Here is a 25,048-nt window from a genome sequence, read left to right as displayed (position 1 = left end):
CGAGATGAGGCCACTTATTGCGATCGTCGGGCCGACGGCAACGGGAAAGTCCGACGCCGCCATCGTCCTGGCCCGGCGCTTTGACGGGGAGATCATCAATGCCGATGCCCTGCAGTTCTATCGCGGCATGGACATCGGCACGGCCAAACTGCCGGAGAACGAGCGGGGTGGAATCACACACCACCTAGTGGACATCATGGACATCGATGACGAAGCAAGCGTCGCCACGTTCCAGCAGCAGGCCCGCGAGAAGATCGCCGAAATCCAGGAACGTGGCCGGCTGCCGATCCTGGTCGGGGGTTCCGGGCTCTACGTCCGGGCAGTGATCGACGACCTGGAGTTCCCGCCCACCGATCCGGTGATCCGCGGACGCCTGGAAGACGAGGCGTCCACGGAAGGTGTGACCGGAATGCGTGCCCGACTCGCGCTAGCTGACCCGGTATCAGCAGCCCGGGACCTCGACGAGCGTCGACTGATCCGGGCCCTTGAAGTCCATGAGCTCACCGGCCGTCCCTTCAGCTCCTATATGCCCCGCCGCAACTACCGGCAACCCACCCTGCAACTGGGGTTGGACATCGAACGTGGGCGTCTGCACGCCCGGGTGGCAGAACGGGTACACACCATGTGTGACTCAGGGCTGCTGGCCGAAGTGGAATCGCTGGCACAGCGCGGTCTGCGCGAGACCCGAACGGCATCCCGGGCCATCGGCTACTCTCAGTTCCTTCAAGTACTTGAGGGAACCAGCACGATCGAGCAGGCCATCGAATCAACGACAGTGGCCACGCGGCAGTTTGCCCGCCGCCAACTCACCTGGTTCCGGGCCGATCCCCGAGTCCGCTGGTTCGATGCAGCCGAACCGGACCTACGGGGGATGCTGGCGACCGCCGTCCAGGAATTCGAAGCTTCCGGAGGGACGTAGGCTGGGTTGATGAGCATGAGGGAACCTGAACACCACACCGACGTCCTACCGGCGCTGTCCGGTCTGGCTTTCACCAAGGGCCATGGAACGGGTAATGACTTCATTCTGATCTCCGACCCGGATAATCGGCGGGATATCCTGCCGACACAAGTGGCGTCCCTGTGTGACCGTCATCTAGGTATCGGTGCCGACGGTCTGATCCGTGCCATCCGATCCGAGACGCTGGCCGAGGGGCGGGATGTGCTGGACGGGCACCCGGAGGCCGAATGGTTCATGGATTACCGTAATGGCGACGGATCGGTATCCGAGATGTGCGGAAACGGGGTGCGGGTCTTCGTCCATTTCCTGGTCTCCCAGGGTCTGGTGTCCCTCGCCGATGGAGACGCCCTGACGATCGGCACTCGAGCAGGCGTGAAGGTCGTCTCCCGTTCAGCTGCCGGGTACTCGGTAGACATGGGGCCGTGGGAATTCCTTTTCCCCGAGCAGGCCCACGAGCGGGCGCTGGACAGCATCGTGGATGCCTCGCTGGAGGTCCCGCGACCGGGCCTGAGCGTGGACATGGGCAACCCCCACACCGTCGTCGCGCTCTCCGAAGCGACCGAGCTTGACCAGTTGGATTTGCAGCGCAGTCCGGTGGTTGACCCCGTTCCGGAGCATGGAACGAATGTGGAGTTCGTGTTGCCCTCTGATCCATTGGTCAACGACGGGGTCGGAACCATTCGCATGCGCGTTCATGAACGCGGGGTGGGGGAGACTCTCTCTTGCGGAACAGGAGCCTGCGCCGCCGTGGTCGCGACCCGCCATTGGGCCGGTGGGGCCTCGGCGCGGCGTTGGGACGTGCAGGTCCCCGGTGGGACCGTTTCCGTGCGGTTCGTTACGGGGCCCGACGGCCGTGAGCATGTGGTCCTGGAAGGGCCGGCGGCACTGGTGGCCGAGGGGACCCTCGTCTAGGCCTCCGCCGGAATCGAGTCGTGCTCAGCCATGCCGAGGGTGTTGCGCACCCGCAGGATGCGGAAAGATTTGGCCGTTGAATACCGGTCCACGAGGAATCCCGTGGGTAGTTCTCGAGCCAGCCACTTCTGGAGGGAATCAGAGCCTAGGTTCTTCTGGACGACCAGCCAGGCTGTCCCTCCCGGTGCCAGCCGGGGTAACCATTGGAGCAGGATCCCGTGCAGGGCCTCTTTGCCCACCCGAATCGGGGGATTGGACCAGATGGTGTGGAACCGCACGCTCTCATCGACGGCTTCGGGGGTCGTCGTGACGACATTGTCCAGCGACAGAGCCTGGGCATTTTCTCGGGTGAGTTCCACGCTGCGCTCGTTGACGTCCACCGCGTGAACTGTGGCTTCTGGGGAAGCCATGGCCAGGCTCAAGGCGATGGGGCCCCAGCCGCAGCCGATATCCAGCAAGTGACCCTGCGGGGCCGGAGCAGGTACGCCGCCGAGCAGGACCGCGGTGCCCTTGTCGATCCCGTCGGGGCTGAAGATGCCTCCGGCCGTGTTCACGGTGTGCTCCCGGCCGCCGAGCGTCACGTGGATGCTCTTGCGGGTGAAAGGCGTCGACGGCTGTGCGCTGAAGTAGTGGTCCGAACCCATGAGTTGAAGATTAACCGTCCGGGCGAGGGCAAAGCGAATCTTGTCCTCCCGGGGGGCCTGCATTTAAGTGATAGAGTAATCCCAATCACTAATAGTTTGGAGGTCTGCTGGTTTCGGCCTGTGGAGAAAATCCGCCACTTATCGGCGGCCCGGACTAGAATTGGTGGACGAATCCTTTCAAAGGGGAACATGACCACTCACAATGAGCCCAATCCGGAGGGACGCGACCTCCCAGAGGACGAGATCCAATCCGTCATCGACCGTATTCTGGCGAGGGACGATGCCGCGGACCGCGCCACGTCTCAGCGTGACGATAGCTGGCGCACGCAAGCACCGCTGGGTGGCAAAGCCCTGGCGTTGGATGGTGACGGTGCCGGACACTCCCTCAGCGATGGTGACCAGCAGGACCTGGCCGAACGACATGCCTTGCGCCGCGTCGCCGGACTGTCCACGGAGCTCGAAGACGTTACCGAAGTCGAAAACAGGCAGCTACGGCTGGAACGTGTGGTCCTGGCCGGGATCTGGACCGAAGGAACAGCCCAAGAGGCCGAGAACTCCCTGCGTGAGTTGGCTGCCTTGGCGGAAACAGCAGGTTCGGAAGTTCTCGATGGAATGGTCCAGCGTCGTCTGAAGCCTGACCCTGCCACGTTCCTTGGATCCGGCAAGGCCCAAGAACTGCGAGATATCGTGGCCAGCACCGGAGCCGACACCGTGGTCGTCGACTCCGAACTGGCTCCTTCCCAACGCAGGGCGTTGGAGGACATCGTACGGGTGAAGGTCATCGACAGGACCTCCTTGATTCTGGACATCTTCGCCCAACATGCGCAGAGTCGTGAGGGCAAGGCCCAGGTTGAATTGGCCCAGCTTGAATACCTGCTTCCTCGCCTCCGTGGCTGGGGCGAATCCATGTCGCGGCAGGCAGGTGGCCGGGTCGGCACGGCGGGCGGCGGCATCGGTTCACGCGGCCCGGGTGAGACCAAGATCGAATTGGACCGCCGACGGATTCGTGACCGCATGGCCAAACTGCGCCGTGAGATCAAGGGCATGAAACCGGCGCGTGATGCCAAGCGGTCGAACCGCAAGCGAAATGCTGTACCTGCGGTGGCCATTGCCGGCTATACAAATGCGGGAAAATCTTCGCTGCTGAATCGGTTGACCGACGCGGGAGCCCTGGTGGAGAACGCCCTTTTCGCCACGTTGGATCCAACGGTTCGGCGGACGGAAACCGAGGATGGGCTGGGATATACCATTGCCGACACCGTGGGTTTTGTCAGGTCATTGCCCACCCAACTGGTGGAAGCCTTCCGCTCGACGCTTGAAGAAATAGCCGACGCAGACCTGATCTTGCACGTGGTCGATGCTTCGCACCCGGATCCCGAAGGGCAGATCCATGCGGTCCGTGAAGTCTTGACCGAGGTCGACGCCCAGAACATCGCCGAGATCATCGTGTTGAATAAGGCCGACATTGCCGACCCGTTCGTTGTCGAGCGTATTCGCCAACGCGAACCGAACCATGTGGTGGTCTCCGCTCGCACCGGCGGCGGGATCCCCGAGTTGCTCGAAGCGATCAGCCAGGCAATTCCCCGCCCTGATGTGGCCCTGGAATTGTTGATTCCCTATGACCGCGGCGATCTGGTTCACCGGCTCCATGGCACCGACGCGGAGATCCTGGAAATCGAGCATCTTGATGAAGGCACTCGCCTGTCCGTGAAGGTACGCGGGGCACTCGCCGCTGAATTGGAGCAGTTCGTCGCACATGGCTGAAGTACAAGAGGTGGTCTCCCTCCTGGACCAGGCCGTTGAACGCATGGGCGGACAAAGCCGGCCCGGACAGCACGAGATGACCAAACAAGTGCTCGAGGCCTTCGAGAGCGGAAAGCATCTTCTGGTGCAGGCCGGCACCGGGACCGGCAAATCACTGGCCTATCTGGTCCCCGCGATTGCCCACGCTCTCGAATCGGATAAGCCAGTCGTTGTCTCCACAGCCACTCTTGCACTGCAGGCCCAGATCGTCGGCCGGGACGTTCCCCGCCTCCTGGAGAACCTCAACGACGAGTTACCTCGCCAGCTGGATGTAGCGCTGGCCAAGGGGCGGTCCAATTATGTCTGCAAGTACAAGCTCGGCGGCGGATACCCCGATGAAGATGAAGGGGCACTCTTCGCACTGGGTGACGATGGGGCCGCCCGGCCGCTGACGGCTGGCGCAGGGCCCACCTCGGCACTGGGCCAAGAGGTCGTGCGCGTACGTCAATGGGCCGAGGAAACCGATTCGGGTGACCGCGATGATCTGGTCCCGGGGGTCAGCGATCGGGCGTGGAGACAGGTCTCCGTGAGCGCCATGGACTGTCTCGGTGCTCAACGATGCCCCATGGCCGAGGAATGCTTCAGTGAATTGGCCCGGAAGAAGGCCGGCGACGCCGACATCGTGATTACCAACCACGCCCTGCTGGCGGTCTCGGCCTTTGAAGGACTGGCGGTGTTGCCGGAGTTCGACACGGTGATCATCGATGAGGCGCATGAACTCCAAGACCGGGTGACCAATTCAGTGACGCGCCCCATCTCTGCTGCGCTGGTTGCTGCGGCAGCTACTGCGACCCGACGCAATTGCAAAGGTGTCGCCGTCGAAGCGCTTAATCAGGCCGGCAAGGCGCTAGCGGACTCCTTGGAAGGTGTCCCGACCGGTCTGCTACCCAAGGGTCTGAACGAGGAGCAGGGTGCTGCCATTGCCGCTGTGCGTGAGGCGGTCCGCACAGCGTTGTCTGATTCAAAACCCGGAAACGGCGAAACTGCTGATGGTGGGCGCCAGATGGCCCGGTCCCAATTGCTGTATCTCCAGGAACAGTGCGAACGCCTTGATGGTCCCGCCGATGAACGGGAAGTCGTGTGGATCTCCCGACAAGGAAACTTCACCCCGGGCGCCGGCTACAGTGCTCCCGATGAGTCGGCACCAGCGACCATCAATGTCGCCCCGCTATCGGTGGCCGGCAAATTGCGTGAGGGCCTCTTCGATGGCCGAACGGTTGTGCTGACCTCAGCCACCCTGGCCATAGGTGCCGCTTTTGAACCGGTGGCCGGTTCGCTTGGACTTCTGGGCGAGGGCGCTCCTGCCTGGACAGGTATCGACGTCGGTAGCCCCTTTGATTACTCCCGACAGGGGATGCTCTACGTCGCACGGCATCTGCCCAAGCCGTCGCGAAATGTATCCACCGAGGCGATGGATGAGCTCGCAGATCTGATTGGGGCATCCGGTGGGGGAGTGCTCGCCCTGTTTTCCTCGCGTCGGGCCGCCGAGGAGGCTGCCGAAGCCTTGCGACCGCGGGTCACTCCGGAAATTTTGTGCCAAGGCGAATCGAGCATGTCCACCCTGGTCAAACAATTTGCCGATGAACGCGACACCTGCCTCTTTGGCACCATGACCCTCTGGCAGGGAGTCGACGTCCCCGGTCAGTCATGCCGCCTGGTGGTTATTGACCGGATCCCCTTCCCCCGTCCGGATGACCCGCTGTCCACGGCGCGCAGTCGGGACGTGGCCCGCCATGGCGGGAACGGTTTCATGGCCGTCTCCGCCTCCCATGCAGCGGTGCGTCTGGCCCAAGGGGCGGGCCGACTCATCCGATCGACGGACGATCGTGGCGTCGTGGCCGTATTAGATTCACGGTTGGCCACTGAACGCTACGGTAGCTACCTGCGGGCATCGCTGCCCCCCATGTGGTCAACCACGGATAAGAACGTCGTGCTGGGTTCATTGCGCCGTCTGGCGGCCAGCGAGCACTAGATAGAGATGAAGGAGGGCCCCGTCCACGGACGGAGCCCTCCTTGGTCTCTACGGCGGTCTAGATCGAGCGCATCACCGAAACGACCTTGCCCATGACGGTGGCATGATCGCCCAAGATCGGCTCGTACTGGCGATTCTGTGGCAGCAGCCAGGTGTGGCCGTCACGCTGCCTGAAAGTCTTCACCGTGGCCTCGTCGTCCAATAAAGCCGCGACGACATCGCCGTTCTCTGCATGTTGTTGGCGGCGGACGACGACCCAGTCCCCATCACAGATCGCTGCTTCAACCATTGAATCGCCGCTGACCTTGAGCATGAACAGCTCGCCGTGCCCAACCAGCTGGCGGGGCAGGGACATCACGTCTTCCACTGCCTGGTCCGCCAGAATTGGTCCGCCCGCCGCGATGCGCCCCACCAGAGGCACACGGGCCACCTCTGAGGAGTCGTCCGACTCCACCACTGAAAGTGTCGGGCGGGGCTGCACCGGCTCTTCGGGGGCGAGGGACAGCTGTGGGTTCGCTGCCGTCTCCGGGTGCCCGGAACGCAGGATTTCCATGGCCCGCGGGCGGCGCGGGTCCCGCCGAATGTAGCCGAGCTTCTCCAACTGAGCGAGCTGGTGGGTGACGCTAGACAAACTCGCCAGACCGACGGTGTCGCCGATTTCGCGCATGGACGGCGGGTACCCCTTATCGGCCACGGCATCCTGGATGGTTTCCAAGATCCTCTTCTGTCGGATAGTCAACCCCTTCGGTGCCTTCTTCGGCGCCGGATTCTCAGCTGAGCTCATGATCCATCCCGTCCTGGTAAATCGCCGGCGTACCGGGGCTGTGCGCAATGTGTCGGATGCAACTGGTGGACTCTCATCCATCCAGCCGATGGCTTCTACTCTAGGGCAGTCGTCGACGTCATTCAAAGATTTATTCGAACGTGTCTCGACAATCTTCGTACATAGATGCTAAAAATGAGACAGAAGTTCGAATATGAGTTCGAAGACGGGAGTTGAATCCCGCAACCAGGACCCGCTTCGGCGGACAACAGGAAGGTAAGACCATGGCGCAGATCGCACTCGCGACCCCGGTGTTCCTCAATGACGATTCCGTTCAGACCATTTCCTCCAACCCCTCCAAAGCTCGCAGTGGCCGCCTGACGCTGACTCGTCGGGGCCGGTTCATCCTCATCGGCTTGCCGGTCATGCTGGTGGCCACCACACTCCTGGTGCTTGCCGGTATCTTCACCGCTCCGGTGATGGCCTCTGACGCCTCCGACACGACCTCTGTTGAGGCGCAGACGGTCTCGGTCATGGAAGGGGATACCGTCTGGGCCCTGGCCGCGGAATTCGCTCCGCAGCGCGACCGCCGAGACGTTGTGGCGGAAATCACCGAAATGAATGACCTGAAGGGATCGGTCCTCGTCCCCGGCCAACAGATCTTCGTTCCCGCCGGCAGCTAAGCCTCCTTTATGACCCCGGGCCCCGGCCCCGATTCCCGCCCCGGACGGACGGGCAATAGAATGGGGCCGTGAGTGATCAGCTGGAACGACTGGCCAAATTGCCCCTGCGTGAGAACCTGCGGGGCATCGAACCCTACGGCGCACCCCAACTGGATGTTCCCATCCTGTTGAATGTCAACGAGAACACCCATCCGCTGCCCGCAGCCGTGAGCCGGGCCATCTCCGAAGACGTGAGCGCAGCCGCAACGGACCTGAACCGCTACCCTGACCGCGAGTTCACCGAACTGCGTGAACGCCTTGCCGGATATTTGGGGCACGGGCTGGGAGCCGAAAGTATTTGGGCGGCCAATGGCTCCAACGAAGTTCTGCAGCAGATCCTCCAGGCCTTCGGGGGGCCGGGGCGGACCGTGATGAGCTTCCCTCCGACATATTCGATGTACCCGCTGCTGGCCAGCGGTACCGATACCACCTACCTTGCCGGAGCGCGGGGCGAGGACTTCGGACTCAGCGCCCAGTCAGCAGCGGATCAGGTCGCAGCGGCCGCCCCGAATCTGGTGATCCTTTGTTCACCGAATAATCCGACAGGCACCGCCCTCGGGTTGGACGTCGTTGAAGCCGTCTACGAGGCGGGGCGGGCCAGCCAGGCGATCGTCATTGTTGATGAGGCCTACGCCGAATTCGCGCTCAGCGGGACCCGGTCGGCGCTGACGCTGCTTCCCGGCCGTGAACGACTGATCGTCACCAGGACCATGAGCAAGGCCTTCGCGCTGGCTGGAGCACGGCTTGGCTACCTCGCCGCAGCTCCGGAAATTGCCGACGCCCTGCGCTTGGTGCGTCTTCCGTACCACCTCTCGGCCGTCACTCAGGCCACCGCCAATGCTGCGTTGAAGCAGGTTGATGCCTTGCTGGCCACGGTCGAGGACATCAAGGGCCAACGCGACAGGATCGTCAGCGAACTGACCCGGTTGGGTTTGAAACCTGCGGTGAGTGACTCCAACTTCGTGTTCTTCGGTGGTCTCGAACATTCCAGTGCGACCTGGCAGGGCCTACTCGACGCCGGCGTGCTGGTCCGCGATGTGGGCATCGCCGGCCACCTGCGGGTCACGGCGGGAACGGAAGCCGAGACAACCGCTTTCCTCCACGCGTTGGAAGCCCTCGTGTCCTCCGCCCCGAAAACTGATTCAGGGCACGACAGCTAGACTTAACCCGTGGGCCGCCACCGTTGCCGCCCGCCCCACCCACACCGAAGGAATACCCATGTCTGCAGAACTGCTTGGCGGTCGCCGAGCCCGCATGGAGCGCGCCACCAGCGAGTCCACCGTGTCTGTTGAACTCGACCTTGATGGCACAGGTACCGCCAACATCAGTACCAGTGTCCCGTTCTACGACCACATGCTGACAGCGTTGGCCAAACACTCACTGATCGACCTGAACATCCAGGCGACCGGCGACACCCACATCGATGCCCACCACACGGTGGAGGACGTTGCCATCACCCTCGGCGAAGTCCTGCGCACCGCCCTGGGCGACAAGGCAGGCATCCGCCGCTTCGGCGAGGCTTCAGTCCCGCTGGATGAAGCCCTGGCTCACGCTGTCGTTGATATCTCGGGACGTCCGTACCTGGTCCATGGAGGCGAACCGGCAGGACAGGAATACCACCTCATCGGAGGCCACTTCACCGGTTCGCTGACCCGCCACGTCTTCGAATCGATCACCTTGCACGCGCAGATCTGCCTCCACATGCGAGTCCTGGGCGGTCGGGATCCGCACCACATCGTCGAAGCGCAGTTCAAGGCCTTCGCCCGCGCCTTGCGGCAAGCCGTGGAACCAGACCCTCGCAATGCCGGAATGATCCCCTCCACGAAGGGTGCCTTGTAGATGGCCGGGCCCCGTATCACGGTGTTGGATTACGGGTCGGGCAACATCCGATCCGCGGTTCGCGCACTTGAACATGTCGGCGCCGAAGTCACGTTGAGCAATCAACCAGCCGATATCCGTGAGGCTGATGGCCTCGTCGTCCCGGGCGTGGGTGCGTTCGCCAGCGTGATGAAAGCACTCAATGACGTCGGGGCGGGACCGCTCATTGGTCGCCGGATCGCCGGGGGGCGACCGGTGCTGGGAATCTGCGTCGGCCATCAGGTCTTCTTCGACGAAGGCGTCGAACATGGCATTCGGACTGCCGGTTTCGGCGAGTGGCCGGGAACCGTCGAACGACTCAAGGCCGAAGTCGTCCCACATATGGGGTGGAACACCGTGACTGCGGCGACGGGATCACGACTCTTTGCCGGCATCGAAGATGAGCGCTTCTACTTCGTGCATTCCTACGCAGTCCAGCATTGGGATTTCCCGGTGGCCCAGCCGCGTATGAACCCCCCGGCAGTGACCTGGTCGGATCATGGCGGCCCATTTATCGCCGCCGTGGAGAACGGCCCGCTTTCGGCCGTGCAGTTCCACCCGGAAAAGTCAGGGGAAGCAGGGGCGCAACTGCTCTCCAACTGGCTGGAGACCCTGTCCTGATGTGGAGCCTGATTCTGATGGCGGTCGGAGGAATCCTCGCTGGTGGCGCCCTGTCCCTGCGCCAGCAGAAAGCCCATATCTCCTGGATCGTTGCGACCTGGGTGCTGGCTGGGATGGCCTTGTTGGCCGCCTACATCATGACCCTGAAGTAGCCGTCCCTGCCCGGCGTATGCCGGGCAGCGGCCCACCCAATCGATGAAGACCGGAGAAGAACCTGTGACCAGCAACAACATCCTCGAACTCCTGCCAGCGGTGGACATCGCCGACGGGCAAGCCGTCCGCCTCGTTCAGGGCGAAGCCGGCAGTGAGACCGGATACGGTGACCCGCTTGATGCAGCCCTGGCCTGGCAGCAGGACGGCGCCGAGTGGGTGCACCTGGTGGATCTGGACGCCGCGTTCGGCAGGGGGAACAACACCGAGGCCGTCGCGAGGATTTCTCGCGAACTGGGCATTAAGATCGAACTTTCTGGTGGAATTCGCGACGACGAATCATTGGAACGTGCGCTGGAATTTGGGGCGGCCCGGGTCAACCTGGGCACTGCGGCACTGGAGGCACCGGAATGGACGGCCCGCGCCATCGCCCGGCATGGAGACAAGATCGCCGTCGGACTTGACGTGCGAGGAACGACGCTGGCCGGCCGTGGATGGACCAGCGACGGCGGAGACCTCTGGGATGTCCTGGCCCGGCTCGAAGACGCTGGATGCGCACGCTACGTCGTCACCGATGTGACCAAGGACGGCACCTTGCGCGGACCGAACGTCGATCTCTTGCGCGAAATGTGCACCCGAACCAGACGACCCGTCATCGCCTCCGGAGGAATCTCCAGTCTGGAGGACCTGCGCGAACTGCGGGCCTTGGTGCCCAACGGAGTTGAAGGCGCGATCGTGGGCAAGGCGCTGTACTCCGGGCAGTTCACCCTGCCCCAGGCCCTCGACGTCGCCGGCCGGCGGTAGCGATGAGCGACGGCGCTCCTGAACCGGCCGCCGGAACCCCGACCGGAGGCAGCCCGGCGAACCCAAGGATCAGTCGGCACCTGCCCGGCCATATCGAAGCCGCGCTGCTCCGTGCCGGAGAGGCCACTGACTCCGCTGGCCAGTCCTGGGCCGGAAGGGACCTGTCCGGCGAAGGCAATCCGTTGCATCATTTCGACGACGACGACGGGGCACCAGACGCCGGCTATCTCGAGGCGATCGGCGCGTTGAAGGCTGGTACCGGCACCGAGCGTGAAGTCCACGCTGCATTGGCCCACGCCAGGCTTTTTGTCCCCGTCGTGGCGACTCTGGCCGAAGGGGGCATCGGTGAGCACGGCTTCACCGAAGACAAGGAAGCCGATATGGCGCTGGTGACCATCACCGCTCCCGACGGCCGACCAGCCCTGCCGGTCTTCAGTAGCGTTGACCTGTTGCAAGCGTGGCACGAGCAAGCTCGCCCTGTTGCCGTCTATGCTCCGCGTGCAGCCTTGTCGGCAGTTGCCGAAAAAGCCCAACTGCTGGTCATCGACCCGGCCGCAGAGACTACTTTCGTCCTGCGTCGGCCAGCCATGTGGGCGCTGGCTCAACAGCAGGAGTGGACTCCCAGCTACGCCGACGAGGCGCTCTTGCCGCTCTTGCAGGCAGCAGCCGACGCAGACCCTGCCATCCGCGGGATCACCGCGGCGCCCGGGCGGGGAGTGGCCTCTCGTACCGCAGACGGGACGGTCATGGCAGGGGGAGGCCCGGGCCCCGAACTACGCGTGGAGATCTCCTTGCGTGCCGGGATGGCCCGCGAAGACGTGCAGGCCACCGTCGGGCGACTTCAACGGGTACTTGGCGCGGACGCGGACTTCGCTACGCGGGTGGATTCGTTGGAAATTGGGCTGCACGGGCCGGCTGCACGCGTGTGAAGGGCAGTGGCTGCCGGCGGCGCTGAATCATGGTGGCGCACGAAAAGGGAGGTCGCCACCACGGTGGCGACCTCCCGGGTGAGACGTGCGTTGGAGCTTTAGTTCACGGGACCAGTGAGTTTTTCTCCGGGCCCCTGCCCGGGGGCATCCGGGTAGTTGGAGGCTTCGCGGAAGGCCAGCTGGAGCGAGCGCAGACCGTCGCGGAGTGGTCCGGCATGTTGTGAGCCGATTTCGGGTGCTGCCGAGGTGATCAGGCCGGCCAGGGCAGTGATGAGCTTGCGGGCTTCATCTAGATCCTGCAGGCCCTCGGCGTCTTCGCCTTCGGCGAGCCCGCATTTCACGGCCGCCGCGCTCATCAGATGCACGGCAGCCGTCGTAATGACTTCCACGGCCGCCACTTCGGCGATGTCGCGAACCTCGTTGGTCTCGCCGAAGGTGGCGTCAGGATTGGTTTCAGGGGTACTCATACTGCTAAGCTTTTCACAGACCGACTGGTTTTGCTGACTCAGCGGATTCCGCCCCATCAGGCGAAGGATCTGCCTCGAGCAACAAGACGAGTATGCAAGTGGAGGCCTACTCCCACCCGCTGTAACCGCTTCAGGTTGCCGGGTCACTTCGGTACGGAACTTCTGGTTCCGTGGCATGCGTGAGCAGCCGAACCGAATTTTCAGGCCTCCATCTGCCCAGCAGCTGGAGGCCTTCTCTTGTTGCTGGGGGCTTCGAACTACGAACAGCAGGAGCGACACATCAGCGATCCACGCATTAACGATCGAATCCGCGTCCCCGAGGTGCGGCTGGTTGGACCCAACGGCGAACAGGTGGGCATCGTCCGCATTGAGGACGCGTTGCGTCTGGCCGCGGAGTCCGACCTTGATCTGGTCGAGGTGGCGCCGACGGCCAAGCCTCCCGTGTGCAAACTGATGGACTTCGGCAAATTCAAGTACGAAGCCGCGGTTAAGGCTCGTGAGGCACGCAAGAACCAGACCAACACGGTGCTCAAGGAAGTCCGCTTCCGACTCAAGATCGACAAGCACGACTATGAGACGAAGACCGGGCACGCTTTGCGTTTCCTCGGTGCTGGCGACAAGGTCAAGGCCATGATCCAGTTCCGTGGACGTGAGCAGCAGCGCCCAGAGCTGGGCATTCGCCTGCTCAACAAGTTCGCCGAAGACGTTGCCGAAGTCGGCGTCGTCGAGTCGAGCCCGCGCCAGGACGGCCGGAACATGGTCATGGTCGTTGGACCGCTGAAGAACAAGGCAGAGGCCAAGGCCGAAGCACGCCGTCAGGCACAGCGCGAAAACGACAAGGCCAAGGCAACGGCAACCAAGGAAGGTCGCGTCGATACCTCGGGCGATCAACCGGCAATGACCCAGTCGCTGGGGGACAACCTCCCGGACGAGTTCCAGGCACGCCTGGCTCAGGTCGAAGCGGATAACGCAGCGAAGGCCAAGGTTGACGCTGCTGCCGCCAAGGAAGCCGAAGCTCAGGCCGCCGCAGCCCCCAAGGCCAGCGAAAAGCCGGCAGCTGAAGCTCCGAAGGCCGCTGAGGCCGAGCCGGCCGCGAAGCCTGCGACGGCTACCAAGCCGGCTGCAGCAGCGAAGCCAGCAGCAGCCAAACCGGCAGCAGCCAAACCGGCCGCCGCCTCGAAGCCCGCAGCTACTCCGAAGCCGGCTGCCAAGCCCGCGCCGAAGCCTGCACCGAAACCGGCCCCGAAGCCCACCGCGGCTCCGAAGCCAGCACCGAAGCCCACCGCGGCTCCGAAGCCACGCCCGGGCAAATAGCCCGGAACGGCGAGCCCCTCAGGGGGCAGCACCTGACCCACGGGTTTCCAATACCGGAAGCCTCAAAGATCCCCGGTCCGATAGGGCAACGGGAGCACGTAAGGAGAACGGCGGATATGCCGAAGTTCAAGACCCACAGTGGCGCCAAGAAGCGCTTCAAGCTCACCGGTAGCGGCAAGATCATGCGCCAGCAGGCCAATCGTCGTCACTACCTGGAGCACAAGCCTTCCAGCCTGAAGCGCCAGCTCAAGGGCGAACGGATCGTTGCCAAGGCGGACACCAAGACCATCAAGCGGATGCTGGGCATCTAAGCACACGCACCGGGAACGGTGAGTTCCCACCCATCCATGGAGTTCCCCCGGACAGATCGCCAACAGGCAGATATCCCGAGGGCAAGATATTAAGGAGTACACACGTGGCACGTGTGAAGCGGGCAGTCAACGCCCATAAGAAGCGTCGGGTCGTTCTTGAGCGGGCCAAGGGCTACCGCGGTCAGCGTTCGCGCCTGTACCGCAAGGCCAAGGAGCAGCTGCTCCACTCGTTCGTCTACAGCTACGGCGACCGCCGCAAGCGCAAGGGTGACTTCCGTCGCCTGTGGATCCAGCGCATCAACGCTGCCTCCCGCGCGAATGGCCTGACCTACAACCGTCTGATCCAGGGCCTGAAGGCCGCTGAGGTCGAGGTTGATCGTCGGATGCTCGCCGAGCTGGCCGTTTCCGACGCCAACGCGTTTGGCGCGCTGGTCAAGGTTGCCAAGGAGGCCCTCCCGGCCGATGTCAACGCCCCGGCCGCCGAGAAGCCCGCCACCAAGTTGCCGGCCGCTCCTGCCGCCAAGAAGGCTGCCGCCCCCAAGGCCGCCGCCAAGAAGGCTGCTGCCCCGAAGGCCGCCAAGGCCACCGAGGGTGAAGGCATGGTCAAGGCCGTTGAGGGCGAGGATGCCCCCGAGGGCTACGTCATCAAGGGCAACCAGTCGATGAAGTACCACGTGCCGGATTCGACCTGGTACGAGCAGACGCAGCCGGAGTTCTGGTTCAACTCCGTCGAGGCCGCCAAGGCCGCCGGTTTCGAGCCGGCAGGTGGCGAGTCACGCCAGCAGTTCTCCAAGTAGAACACTGCGCCGCGGGCCATCGTCCGCCCGGTGTGAGGGGACGGAATTCTCAACGGATTCCGTCCCCTCGGCCGTTAACCAGTGGTGGGAAACTGCCCACCTGCGCGCTGCGGCGCCCGAGCCCGATAAGGTTCTTCTCATGAACGCTGTGCACCACACCGAGGCCGAGATGACCAATCCGCGGGCCGAACGTGTCCGAGATGTCGCCCGGTTGGCCACCCGTTCTGGGCGGTCTAAGCGGGCGGCCTTCCTGGCCGAAGGCCCTCAAGCCGTTCGCGAAGCGTTGCAGCGCCACGACACGGCACTGGCCGACGGCGGAGGGGGAATTGTCCAGGAGGTCTTCGCCACCGTCGAAGCCCTGGAACGACACCCGGACTTGGGTCTGTCCCGGGGACAGGTCAGGTTGCGGACCGTGGGCGCCGAAGTGCTGGCCGCGATGGCTGATACCGTTTCGCCGCAGGGAATCATTGCCGTATGCCGCATGGTGCCCCACAGCCTCGAGGACGTGTTTGGTGCCGGAGTGCAACTGGTGGCGGTGATGTGCCGGGTCCAGGATCCCGGCAACGCCGGCACCATTCTGCGGGCAGCCGTGGCGGCCGGTGCGGATGCCGTCGTCCTGACCGAAGGCAGCGTCGATATCTACAACCCCAAGGCCGTGCGGTCGACCGTGGGTTCCATCTTCCAGGTGCCGATCGTCACCGGTGTTTCATTCGACTCCCTGGCTGTGGCGGCACGAGCGGCAGGGGTTCAGCTCTTGGCGGCCGATGGCTACGGGACCACCGATCTCGACATCCTGCAGGATGAGAGCACGATGCGGCGGCTAGGGTCGGCGAGCGAAGTCGAGAACAGCTCGAACCCGCGGTTGGAAGACCCCTCCGCGTGGCTCTTCGGCAACGAGGCCCAGGGACTGGACGATCAGGAACTGGCGATCGCTGGCCACCGGGTCGCCGTCCCGCTCTACGGGGTTGCCGAATCATTGAACGTGGGCACGGCGGCCACCGTCTGCCTCTATGCCTCGGCACGCGCCCACCGCAGGTCCGACCCGTCGTCCTGACGGTACGGTGCGAGCAGGGCTGAAAGAGCCCTGCGACGTAGTAACGTGGCGCAAGGATATTCAACGAGGCGCACCGCGCCCCGACAGAGGCGGAGACCATGGCAGCATCCGGTGGAAATAAGGCCGTCGTCGCGGCGTTGGCAGCCAACCTGGCGATCGCCGTTTTCAAATTCGTCGCCTGGCTACTGACCCAATCATCCTCGATGCTGGCCGAGGCGATCCACTCCGTCGCGGACTCCGGCAACCAGGTCCTGCTGCTGATTGGCGGGAAGAGATCCACACGCCAAGCCAGCCCCGAACACCCCTTTGGTTTTGGCCGTGAACGCTATATCTACGCGTTCATCGTCTCCATCATCCTCTTCAGCGTCGGCGGGCTCTTCGCACTGTATGAAGCCTTTCAAAAATTCAAGGACCCCCACGGCATCGACGGTCCATGGTGGTGGGTTCCTGTGGCCGTGCTCGTCGGGGCCATCATCGCTGAGGGGCTCTCCTTCAGGACAGCCATCCATGAATCAAACCAGGTCCGCGGCACGACGGGGTGGGTGAAGTTCGTCCGCCGGGCCAAGGCACCCGAACTGCCGGTGATCCTCCTGGAGGACCTGGGAGCGCTGGTGGGCCTGTTCTTCGCACTCCTCGGCGTGGGCCTGACCCTGCTCACCGGGAACGGGATCTTCGACGCCGCCGGGACGGCAATGATCGGTGTGCTGCTGGTCTGCATCGCCATCATCTTGGCCGTCGAAACCAAATCCCTGTTGCTGGGGGAATCGGCATCCCGTGAGAACATCGCCAGAATCGAAGAAGCCATCCGCGCCGACGGGACCGAAATCATCCACCTGAAGACCCTTCACCTGGGCCCCGAGGAAATCCTCGTCGCTGCGAAGTTCGGTACCCGGAAGGGTAGTACGGGTGAACATATTGCCGCGGCCATCGACGCGACCGAGGCCCGGATCCGCGCCGCCGTACCGACGGCAACGGTCATCTACCTCGAACCCGATATCGAACGAACCAGCGAGGCCAGGCAGGCACCGGGAACCACCGAAGGAGCCGCGCAATGACTGGGCTGAAACAGATCGTCGGTGCGGCACTGGTCGATTCTCTCCAGACACCGACCCGGCTGTTGGCCGCCCGCCGGACCAGCCCGCCAGCGCTGGCCGGACTCTGGGAATTTCCTGGGGGCAAGGTGGAAGCCGGGGAGACCTGCGCAGAAGGTTTGCTGCGTGAGTTGACGGAAGAACTCGGTATCGAGGCCGACCTTGGCGCCGAAATTGAAGGCCCGATCGACCAGGGGTGGAAACTCGCGGGGTCCGCGGCCATGCGTGTCTGGCTGGCCCGGATTACTGCGGGGACCCCCGAACCTCTTGAAGACCACGACGAACTGCGCTGGTTGGAAATCGGCGGGAACCTCGTCTCTGAGGTGCCCTGGATTCCTGCCGATCTGCCGATCGTCGAGGCAATCGTGGCCCGTCATGGAGCGGTGGTTGAGGGGGCGTCGGGACGGGGCGCCGACCAGCCATGATCCTGCTGACAGGATTCGAACCCTTTGGCGGCGATTCCACCAATCCCTCGATCGAGGCGTCCCGGCGTGCTGCGGTGATCCTGACCGAAAACGGCTGGCCAGCTGCCGCCGTGGAACTTCCCTGCATTTTCTCCGACGCGCCGGGGGCACTGCGACGGGCCCTGGAGAAGTACGATCCGGAGCTCGTGGTCTGTACGGGGTTGAATGCCGGTACCGGGCAGATCAGGCTCGAACGGGCAGCCCTGAACATGATGGACGCACGGATTCCGGATAACGCGGGGCAGCAGCCCATCGATGTGCCCGTTGCCCCCGGCGGTCCGGCAGCCTATTTCACGAGCCTTCCGATCAAACGGGCGCTGGCTGCGCTGCAGAAGGTAGGAACTCCCGCGCAGGTTTCCCCAAGCGCCGGCACCTTTGTCTGCAACCAGATCTTTTACACCCTGATGCACGAACTCGGCGCCTCCGGCAGCGCGATCCGTGGTGGATTTGTGCACGTCCCGCCCTCGGGCGCCGCCGGGATGGAACCGGAGGTTGTGGCTCGGGCGCTGGTCCTGGTGGTCCGCGAGGCACTGGACGGTTCGGCGGATATCAGCCTCGGGGCTGGGACCGTGGCCTGAGAGGACGTAGTAGCTCTCTGATCGGCCGGGCCTGCCGCTGCGTATATCCGCCGGCCGCCAGACCCGCGTGCCGTTCGAAGACATTGCGGGAAGCGGGGTCCCCCGTCCTGAGCCATGAGTATCCGGCTGCTACCGCGTAGAGGGGGAGGAAAGGCAAGCCCAGGCAGAAAGCGTATTGCGTGGCATGGCGTTCCTCATGGGTGATGAGTCGAGGAAAACGTTCCGGCTCCTCGAGGCCTTTCCGTAGGAGGATGACGCTGCCCAAGGTGAAGGCAGCCGCTACCGGCAAACGGGGCCCGTAGCCGAAGGCGAAGTGCAGGCCTCGAGGGCCACGAGCCATCCGGCATCCGGCGGCACGGGCCACCAGCAGTCCACACGGTGTCGTCAGGTTCAGCCAGTTCGCCGCGCTGCGCCAGCGCGCCCGGTCAGTTGCTTCCACCGGCCTTTTGCACCCCGGTGAGGAAATCGGCGACGAGGGGTCCCGCCGTCTGGGCCCCGCCGTCGCCCTCGGAGACAAACGCAGCCACGGCCAGATCACCCTGGACGGCGATGACCCAGGCGTGGGCATTCTGATCGGCGTCGTACTCGGCGGTACCGGATTTTCCGTAGATCGTCGGCCCCGGGACCTTCTGCAGGGCCACCAGGGTGCCATGGGTGACGGTTCCGGCCATCATTTTCTTGAGCTCGGTGGCCTCCTTCGAGCCCAGCTTCTTCGCCGGGGCCTTGGCGGCATCCGGCTTCGGGGACTGCAGCAGATGCGGAGAAACCGTCTGACCGGCAGCTACCGAAGCGGCCACCGTGGCCATGCCCAGCGGGGAGGTCTCCACGACGCCTTGGCCGATGCCATTGGCCGCCAGGGTGGTTCCCGTCGAATCATCGGGGATGGAACCCAGGAACGTGGATGCGCCCGTTGAGGGGGAGGAATTCAGCCCCAGCGAGGCCCCCGCGCTGGTTAGGTCCTTGGCCTTCAGGCCCGCAGCACCATCAACGAAGACGGTATTGCAGGACTGTGCGATGGCCTCGGAGAGCGGGATCGTTCCGAGTTTGTCGGAGGGGTAGCCATCGAAGTTCTTGAACTTCTTGCCCTTGATCGTGATGGTTTTCGGGCATTTGACCTTGCTCGAAGGGTCCTTCCCGTCGCGGAGCATGGCCAGTGCCGTGATCACCTTAAACGTGGAGCCGGGGGCGTATTTACCGAGCATCGCCGTATTCAGGCCCTGATCCGCCGGGCCGGAGGCCGCAGCCAGAATGGCGCCGTCGGAGGGACGAATGGCAACGAATGCCGACGTGGGATCCACCTGGGCGAGGAGCTTCTCGGCCAGTTTCTGCTGTGCCGAATCCAGGGTGACGGTCACGTTCTTCCCGTCCTTGGGTGGCCGATCAAAGAGCTCGTCCACCTGCTGGCCGGAGGGATCGTAGCTGGCCACGGTGAGACCTGCTGTACCGGAGAGCCGGTCGTCATACTGGGCTTGTAGACCGGAGAGCCCCACGATGTCCCCGGCCTTGGTCTTGCCCTCGGACTTCTTGACGATTTCGGCGGTAGCCTGCCCGACGGAGCCCAGAATCGGTCGGGCGAAGGTCCGGGTGAGGGCCAACGGCTCGCTGCCGGTGATGGCCCGGCCCCCGGGGATCGCCTCGATTTGGGCGTCGGTGACCTTGCGCTGGTGGTTATCGCGCAGCGTGATCGCTTCGACAAACGCCTGATCCCCGGCAGCCTTGACCCGGGCGACGTAGGCGGAAACGTCAACGTCGGCGAGCTTGGCGAGCTTCTTCGCCGCGTCGCCTGCCTCGCCGTCTTCCAGCCGCGTCTTGTCGAGGCCCACGCGAACGACCGGGCGGTCCTTGACCAGTGCCTGCTTATCGGTGCTGCGGATCTGCCCGCGCTGGGAGGCCTCGGTCCGTAACGCCACCTCGTTGCCCGGTTCCAGCCCCGTGAGTTCCACCTGGTCGTAGTCGACCTGCCAGGCCTCCGCCTCCTGGTCATACACCAGCTTCGCGGTGGTGGTGTACTCCCAGTCGGTCTCGGTGTCATCCACATCCCAGACCGTTGTGAAGTTGGCGGTGGCCGTGGGGGAGTCCTCATCCTCGTCCTCGGGCCTCTGCACCGAATCCACCGTGGTGTGGTGTTTCAGGTCCTTCAAGGACTCGAAGGCGGTGGCCAGATCCTCGGAGACGGTGGCAGGATCGGCGTTCTTCAGCGGCACCGAGGAGAAATCGAAGGTCTCCAGGGCCTCCGCCACTGATTGGGCGACCGGCTCCGGATCGGGCACCGGGGAGGAACAGGAGGTGAGGCTTCCCAGGGCGAGCGTGGACAGGACGGTCGTCAGCGTCAAGCGCCGGGCTACATGCATGATCGTCATTATGGCCGGGGAGCGCACGTGATCACAAGACGAGATCTGTGGAATGACGCCACGGGGTGCGCAATGTCTGTGCTCGGGTTCGGGGGCCCGGGGGCGAACTACTAGACTGGGATCCAGAAACAGGACCACCACCATCGTGAAAAGGGCCGTACATCTGCCATGTCTGAAGCCACGCCACCGAACGGTGGACCCGTAGGAGCCGCACCGTCGGTTCCGCATCCCACCGACGAGGCAGCCGTCCAAGCTGCCGTCGACGCCGCCCTGGAAGCCATCGAGGCGGCCACCGACCTGGAAATGCTCAAACAGGCGCGGCTGGCCCATGGCGGGGAGAAGTCCCCCCTGGCTTTGGCCAACCGGGCAATCGGCCAGTTGGACAAGACCGAAAAGGCGACTGCCGGCAAATTGATGGGGGCGGCTCGCGGTCGCGTCAACAAGGCCCTGGCTGCGCGCACCACGGTCCTCGAGGAGGAACATGCGGCCCGCATCCTCGTGGAGGAGGCCGTCGACGTGACGGCTGCTGCGCACCGCCGTCGTGCCGGGGCCCGGCACCCGCTCTCCACACTGCAGGAACGCGTCAGCGACATCTTCGTGGGCATGGGCTGGGAAATCGCCGAAGGCCCCGAGGTCGAATCGGAATGGTTCAACTTCGACGCTCTGAACTTCGCCCCGGACCACCCGGCCCGCGATATGCAGGACACCTTCTTCATCGAACCCCCGGAATCCCATCTGGTGCTGCGCACGCATACCTCTCCGGTCCAGATCCGTTCGATGCTCGACCGTGAACTCCCTGTTTATGTGCTGTGCCCGGGCAAGACCTTCAGGACCGATGAGCTCGACGCCACCCACACCCCGGTCTTCCACCAATTCGAGGGACTGGCCGTGGATAGGGGCCTGACCATGGCCGACCTGCGCGGCACCTTGGAACACTTTGCCCGGCAGATGTTTGGCGCCGAAGCGCTCATCCGGCTGCGCCCGAACTTCTTCCCCTTCACCGAGCCTTCCGCCGAGCTGGATATCTTCCACCCCGGCGCCAAGGGTGGTCCGGCCTGGATCGAATGGGGTGGCTGCGGGATGGTGCACCCCAACGTGTTGCGCGCCGCGGGCATCGACCCCGAGGAATACTCGGGCTTCGCCTTCGGCATGGGCATCGAACGCACGCTCATGTTCCGCAACGACGTCCCCGATATGCACGACATGATCGAGGGCGACATCCGCTTCAGCGAACACTTCGGGATGGAGATCTAATCATGCGCATACCCCTTTCATGGTTGCGCGAATACGCGCAGGTACCGGCCGACGCCACGGCCGAAGACGTCATGGCCGACCTGGTGCGGGTCGGGTTGGAAGAAGAGGACGTCCACCGTCCCACCGACTCCATCTCGGGTCCCATCGTCGTGGGCCGGGTCGAATCGCTGGTCAAGGAACCCCAGACCAACGGCAAGACCATCAACTGGTGCCACGTCCGCGTGGTGCCCGAGGGCGCCACCCAGAAACTCACCCACGAGGGGATCGATCCCTCCGGTGTGCAGGGCATCGTCTGCGGTGCGCATAACTTCGTCGAGGGTGACAAAGTCGTGGTCACCCTTCCCGGGGCCGTGCTGCCCGGCGATTTCGCCATCAGCGCCCGGAAGACCTACGGCCACCTCTCGGCAGGGATGATCGCCTCCTCCCGCGAATTGGGCATCGGTGATGATCATGACGGCATCATCGTGCTTTCACGTCTGGGCCTGGACCCCGAGATCGGCTCCGATGCCCTGGAGCTTTTGGGCCTGTACGACCAGGCAGCGGAAATCAATGTCACCCCTGACCGTAGCTACTGCTTCTCGATCCGCGGGGTGGCCCGCGAATACGCCCATGCCACCCACACCCCGTTCACCGACCCGGCAGCGGACATCATCGTGCCCGCCGCGACAGGCCCCGGGTACCCGGTACGGATCGCCGACGACGCCGGCGCCTACGCATCCCCAGGATGCGACCGCTTCGTCGCCCGGAAGGTCACCGGCGTCGACGCTTCGAAGCCGACCCCTCCCTGGATGGCATCGCGCCTGACCCTGGCCGGAATGCGCACGATTTCACTGATCGTGGACATCTCCAACTACGTGATGCTCGAACTCGGCCAGCCGCTGCACTTCTACGATGCCGACGACCTCCGTGGAGATATCGTGGTGCGACGTGCCGCGGCGGGGGAGAGCCTGAAAACCCTCGACGACAAGCAGCGAACCCTGGATCCCCAAGATGTGGTGATCGCCGACGACCGGGGCGCCATCGGCATCGCCGGGGTCATGGGCGGCGCCGAAACCGAGGTCTCGACCTCCACGTCCACCGTGCTCATCGAAGCAGCACACTTCAGCCCCGTGGCCATCGCAGGCTCCCGCCGCAGGCATAAGCTGCCCTCCGAGGCCTCCAAACGCTTCGAACGCGGGGTCGACTGGGAAGTGGCCGACGAAGCCGCCCAACGCGCCGTGGAACTACTGGTCGACCTGGCCGGCGGCACCGCCGAGAACACGGCGACCGATGAAGGCACCCGGCCCGAACCCAGTGTGATCGACCTGCCCGAGGGCTTCGCCTCACGGCTGATGGGCATCGACTACACCCCCGAACAGGTCACCGGCACCCTGACCGATCTGGGCGCCACGGTGGAACAGACCGCAGACGGGCTGCGGGTCACCGCACCGTCCTGGCGGCCTGACCTGCGCATCCGCGAAGACCTGGTGGAGGAGATCGCCCGGCTGGTCGGCTACGAGCAGTTCCCCTCGACCCTGCCGGTCGCTCCTCCCGGGCGCGGGCTGACCCGCACCCAACAGCAGCGCCGCCGGGTGCTTCAGGGGCTGGCCGACGCTGGACTGACCGAGGTGCTGAGCTACCCGTTCGTTTCCGCCGTGCAGAACCAGACGTTCGGCACGGCCACGGCAGGCGCCGAAGTGGCAGCGGTGAAGCTGGCCAACCCGCTCTCCGCCGAATTCGGGTTCCTCCGCACCAGCATCCTGCCCGGGCTGTTGGAGACCGCGCGTCGGAACCACTCGCGGGGATTCCGCGATCTGGCCCTCTACGAGGCCGGACTGGTGTACCTCCCCGGCGAAACGCTGGGCAGCCCCTCCATCCCGCCGTTGGGTGAACGCCCCGCGGACGAGGTCCTGGACGCCCTGGATGCCGGTCTGCCGAAACAGCCGCAGCATATCGGCGCCGTGCTCTTCGGCAACGATTCGGCCCCCGGCGTCGGGGTGGAACCACGCCCCTACGACTGGGCCTCGGCCCTGGATGTGGCCCGGCTGGTGGGCGACATCCTCGGCATCGAACTGGTCGTGACCCAGGGGACGCATCAGGCGTTCCACCCGGGACGTACGGCCCAGCTGTCGTTGCGCACCGGCGAATACGTGGGTGTCGCCGGAGAACTACACCCCCAACTGCTGGCCGCTTCCGATCTGCCGGCGCGCACGGTCGCCATGGAACTCGACGCCGACAGCCTCTTCGAGGCGGCAGCGGATCTGGTCGTCGCCCGCTCGATCTCCACCTACCCCTTGTCCACGCAGGACGTGGCCCTGGTGGTGGATCACGACGTGGTGGCCGGAGACGTGCTCGAAACCCTCCGGCTGGGAGCCGGCGAACTCCTGGAAGACGTCGCCCTCTTCGACGTGTACCAGGGGCCCGGGATCGAAGAAGGCAAAAAGTCGCTGGCCTTTGGCCTGCGCTTCCGTGCCGATGACCGGACGCTGACCGCCGACGAGGCGTCGGCCTCGAGGTCGGCAGCCGTTGCCGCCGCCGCCGAGAAGTTCGGGGCCGTCCAGCGCTGAACCAGCCCGCAGGACGACGACGGGGCCGGAACCTCCCAACGGGGGTTCCGGCCCCGTCGTCGTCCGGGGGGTGGCCGGGAGGGCCGTCGGTGGGGTTCAGCCCGGGCGGATCGCATCCTGCCCGGACGGCTCCTGCGAGGTCTCCTCCTCGGCGGCGCGCCGGTAGGCCGAACCATCGGGGGAACGGGTCAGCAGACCCGCGTCCACGAGGTAGCGGCGCAACGTCACCACATCGGAGGTCAGCGCCTCCAACCGGTGGTTCAGCCCGCCTTCGGTGAGGACCTCCTCGGCCTCCAGCGCCTGGGTTGCGGCCCAGACCAGCAGCCGGCGGCGTGGCCCCGGTTTGGCCGGATAGGTGTGGATGCGTCCCCCGGAGACGAAGCGATCCACTTCCTCGTCACCGGTGGCCTCCGACTCCGGCTGTGTCGGTGCCGAAAGCAGGCTGCGCAGTCCGGCGGCGTCGACCCTCCAGTCGCCGTCCGTTCCGGCCAGCACCCCGGAGCCGGCCAGCTGGTCCAGGCCCTTGCTCCGCCGGGCATCCGAAACCACGGTTCCCTCCCGGGCGGCCTCGGCCATGATGACCTCGGCCAGCAGCAGGCGCTGCTCGGCGTTGGCCAGGGCCGCCAGGACCGGGCGCCACTGCTGGGGGCCCGGTGTTCCGTCGTCGTGCCGTGTCATGGTCCTCC

At 64.7% G+C, this 25,048-nt stretch carries 25 protein-coding genes; 20 read left to right on the top strand and 5 right to left on the bottom strand.

Annotated elements, in window-relative coordinates; genetic code table 11:
* Positions 1-4: 4 nt before the first annotated feature.
* Entirely contained in the window at positions 5-919 is a 915-nt protein-coding gene (gene miaA, locus FM101_RS06775; protein ID WP_086997343.1) for a tRNA (adenosine(37)-N6)-dimethylallyltransferase MiaA, read from the top strand.
* A gap of 9 nt (positions 920-928) precedes the next feature.
* Positions 929-1,870, top strand: coding sequence for a diaminopimelate epimerase (gene dapF / locus FM101_RS06770; protein ID WP_086997341.1), 942 nt, complete (start codon positions 929-931; stop codon positions 1,868-1,870).
* Here the strand turns inward: dapF and FM101_RS06765 are convergent.
* A complete protein-coding gene (locus FM101_RS06765) occupies positions 1,867-2,514 on the bottom strand; it encodes a class I SAM-dependent methyltransferase (RefSeq protein ID WP_086997455.1) in 648 nt (215 codons plus the stop codon). The genes dapF and FM101_RS06765 overlap by 4 nt on opposite strands.
* Positions 2,515-2,703: 189 nt before the next feature.
* Here FM101_RS06765 and hflX point away from each other — a divergent pair, with 189 nt between their 5' ends.
* Together hflX and FM101_RS06755 are read left to right on the top strand one after the other, a co-directional pair.
* Positions 2,704-4,278, top strand: coding sequence for a GTPase HflX (gene hflX, locus FM101_RS06760; RefSeq protein ID WP_086997338.1), 1,575 nt, complete (start codon positions 2,704-2,706; stop codon positions 4,276-4,278).
* Complete coding sequence (locus FM101_RS06755; RefSeq protein ID WP_086997335.1) at positions 4,271-6,289, top strand: ATP-dependent DNA helicase; 2,019 nt, start codon at positions 4,271-4,273, stop codon at positions 6,287-6,289. Before hflX ends, FM101_RS06755 begins: the two co-directional genes overlap by 8 nt.
* A 58-nt stretch (positions 6,290-6,347) precedes the next feature.
* Here FM101_RS06755 and lexA read toward each other — a convergent pair whose 3' ends face one another.
* Entirely contained in the window at positions 6,348-7,073 is a 726-nt protein-coding gene (gene lexA, locus FM101_RS06750; RefSeq protein WP_086997332.1) for a transcriptional repressor LexA, read from the bottom strand.
* A gap of 263 nt (positions 7,074-7,336) precedes the next feature.
* Between lexA and FM101_RS06745 the strand changes: the two genes are divergently transcribed.
* From FM101_RS06745 to FM101_RS06720, 7 genes are all read left to right on the top strand, one after another.
* Positions 7,337-7,735: a LysM peptidoglycan-binding domain-containing protein gene (locus FM101_RS06745; protein WP_086997330.1), complete on the top strand. Its 399-nt coding sequence runs from the start codon at positions 7,337-7,339 to the stop codon at positions 7,733-7,735.
* A gap of 68 nt (positions 7,736-7,803) precedes the next feature.
* Entirely contained in the window at positions 7,804-8,934 is a 1,131-nt protein-coding gene (locus FM101_RS06740) for a histidinol-phosphate transaminase (RefSeq protein ID WP_086997328.1), read from the top strand.
* 58 nt (positions 8,935-8,992) lie between these two features.
* Positions 8,993-9,613 (top strand): imidazoleglycerol-phosphate dehydratase HisB, encoded by a 621-nt coding sequence (gene hisB / locus FM101_RS06735; RefSeq protein WP_086997325.1) that lies wholly within the window; start codon positions 8,993-8,995, stop codon positions 9,611-9,613.
* Positions 9,614-10,252 (top strand): imidazole glycerol phosphate synthase subunit HisH, encoded by a 639-nt coding sequence (hisH, locus tag FM101_RS06730; RefSeq protein WP_086997322.1) that lies wholly within the window; start codon positions 9,614-9,616, stop codon positions 10,250-10,252.
* Positions 10,252-10,404, top strand: a complete 153-nt coding sequence (locus FM101_RS15720; RefSeq protein ID WP_179204263.1) for a hypothetical protein — start codon at positions 10,252-10,254, stop codon at positions 10,402-10,404. The genes hisH and FM101_RS15720 overlap by 1 nt, the downstream gene beginning before the upstream one ends.
* Before the next feature lie 43 nt (positions 10,405-10,447).
* Complete coding sequence (gene priA / locus FM101_RS06725) at positions 10,448-11,206, top strand: bifunctional 1-(5-phosphoribosyl)-5-((5-phosphoribosylamino)methylideneamino)imidazole-4-carboxamide isomerase/phosphoribosylanthranilate isomerase PriA (RefSeq protein WP_086997319.1); 759 nt, start codon at positions 10,448-10,450, stop codon at positions 11,204-11,206.
* 2 nt (positions 11,207-11,208) lie between these two features.
* Positions 11,209-12,135 carry an SseB family protein gene (locus FM101_RS06720; RefSeq protein WP_086997316.1) on the top strand — a complete coding sequence of 309 codons (927 nt, stop codon included), beginning with the start codon at positions 11,209-11,211 and terminating at the stop codon, positions 12,133-12,135.
* A gap of 98 nt (positions 12,136-12,233) precedes the next feature.
* Here FM101_RS06720 and FM101_RS06715 read toward each other — a convergent pair whose 3' ends face one another.
* Positions 12,234-12,602 carry a DUF1844 domain-containing protein gene (locus FM101_RS06715; protein WP_086997314.1) on the bottom strand — a complete coding sequence of 123 codons (369 nt, stop codon included), beginning with the start codon at positions 12,600-12,602 and terminating at the stop codon, positions 12,234-12,236.
* Positions 12,603-12,839: 237 nt separating this feature from the next.
* Between FM101_RS06715 and infC the strand changes: the two genes are divergently transcribed.
* From infC to FM101_RS06680, 7 genes are all read left to right on the top strand, one after another.
* Entirely contained in the window at positions 12,840-13,916 is a 1,077-nt protein-coding gene (infC, locus tag FM101_RS06710) for a translation initiation factor IF-3 (protein ID WP_245806646.1), read from the top strand.
* A gap of 116 nt (positions 13,917-14,032) precedes the next feature.
* The gene (gene rpmI / locus FM101_RS06705) at positions 14,033-14,227 is read left to right on the top strand and encodes a 50S ribosomal protein L35 (RefSeq protein ID WP_086997312.1); all 195 of its coding nucleotides are present in this window, start codon (positions 14,033-14,035) and stop codon (positions 14,225-14,227) included.
* A 104-nt stretch (positions 14,228-14,331) separates the two neighbouring features.
* Positions 14,332-15,024, top strand: a complete 693-nt coding sequence (gene rplT, locus FM101_RS06700; protein WP_086997309.1) for a 50S ribosomal protein L20 — start codon at positions 14,332-14,334, stop codon at positions 15,022-15,024.
* Positions 15,025-15,163: 139 nt separating this feature from the next.
* A complete protein-coding gene (locus FM101_RS06695) occupies positions 15,164-16,078 on the top strand; it encodes a TrmH family RNA methyltransferase (RefSeq protein WP_086997306.1) in 915 nt (304 codons plus the stop codon).
* A 98-nt stretch (positions 16,079-16,176) separates the two neighbouring features.
* A complete protein-coding gene (locus FM101_RS06690) occupies positions 16,177-17,133 on the top strand; it encodes a cation diffusion facilitator family transporter (RefSeq protein WP_086997304.1) in 957 nt (318 codons plus the stop codon).
* Complete coding sequence (locus tag FM101_RS06685; RefSeq protein WP_086997302.1) at positions 17,130-17,594, top strand: (deoxy)nucleoside triphosphate pyrophosphohydrolase; 465 nt, start codon at positions 17,130-17,132, stop codon at positions 17,592-17,594. Before FM101_RS06690 ends, FM101_RS06685 begins: the two co-directional genes overlap by 4 nt.
* On the top strand, positions 17,591-18,211 hold the full coding sequence (locus tag FM101_RS06680; RefSeq protein ID WP_086997299.1) for a hypothetical protein: 621 nt from the start codon (positions 17,591-17,593) through the stop codon (positions 18,209-18,211). The genes FM101_RS06685 and FM101_RS06680 overlap by 4 nt, the downstream gene beginning before the upstream one ends.
* A gap of 425 nt (positions 18,212-18,636) precedes the next feature.
* Here FM101_RS06680 and FM101_RS06670 read toward each other — a convergent pair whose 3' ends face one another.
* Positions 18,637-20,562, bottom strand: coding sequence for a penicillin-binding transpeptidase domain-containing protein (locus FM101_RS06670; RefSeq protein WP_086997451.1), 1,926 nt, complete (start codon positions 20,560-20,562; stop codon positions 18,637-18,639).
* Positions 20,563-20,730: 168 nt separating this feature from the next.
* Here FM101_RS06670 and pheS point away from each other — a divergent pair, with 168 nt between their 5' ends.
* Positions 20,731-21,816: a phenylalanine--tRNA ligase subunit alpha gene (gene pheS / locus FM101_RS06665; protein WP_086997295.1), complete on the top strand. Its 1,086-nt coding sequence runs from the start codon at positions 20,731-20,733 to the stop codon at positions 21,814-21,816.
* 2 nt (positions 21,817-21,818) lie between these two features.
* Positions 21,819-24,362: a phenylalanine--tRNA ligase subunit beta gene (gene pheT, locus FM101_RS06660; RefSeq protein ID WP_086997292.1), complete on the top strand. Its 2,544-nt coding sequence runs from the start codon at positions 21,819-21,821 to the stop codon at positions 24,360-24,362.
* Positions 24,363-24,458: 96 nt separating this feature from the next.
* On the opposite strand, the gene FM101_RS06655 is transcribed toward pheT, so the two are convergent.
* Positions 24,459-25,040 carry a DUF2087 domain-containing protein gene (locus tag FM101_RS06655; protein WP_086997289.1) on the bottom strand — a complete coding sequence of 194 codons (582 nt, stop codon included), beginning with the start codon at positions 25,038-25,040 and terminating at the stop codon, positions 24,459-24,461.
* Positions 25,041-25,048: the final 8 nt, after the last annotated feature.

It is taken from the genome of Arthrobacter rhombi, from assembly GCF_900163545.1.
Lineage (GTDB): Bacteria > Actinomycetota > Actinomycetes > Actinomycetales > Micrococcaceae > Arthrobacter_H > Arthrobacter_H rhombi_A.
This window is presented reverse-complemented; position numbering and strand designations above follow the sequence as displayed.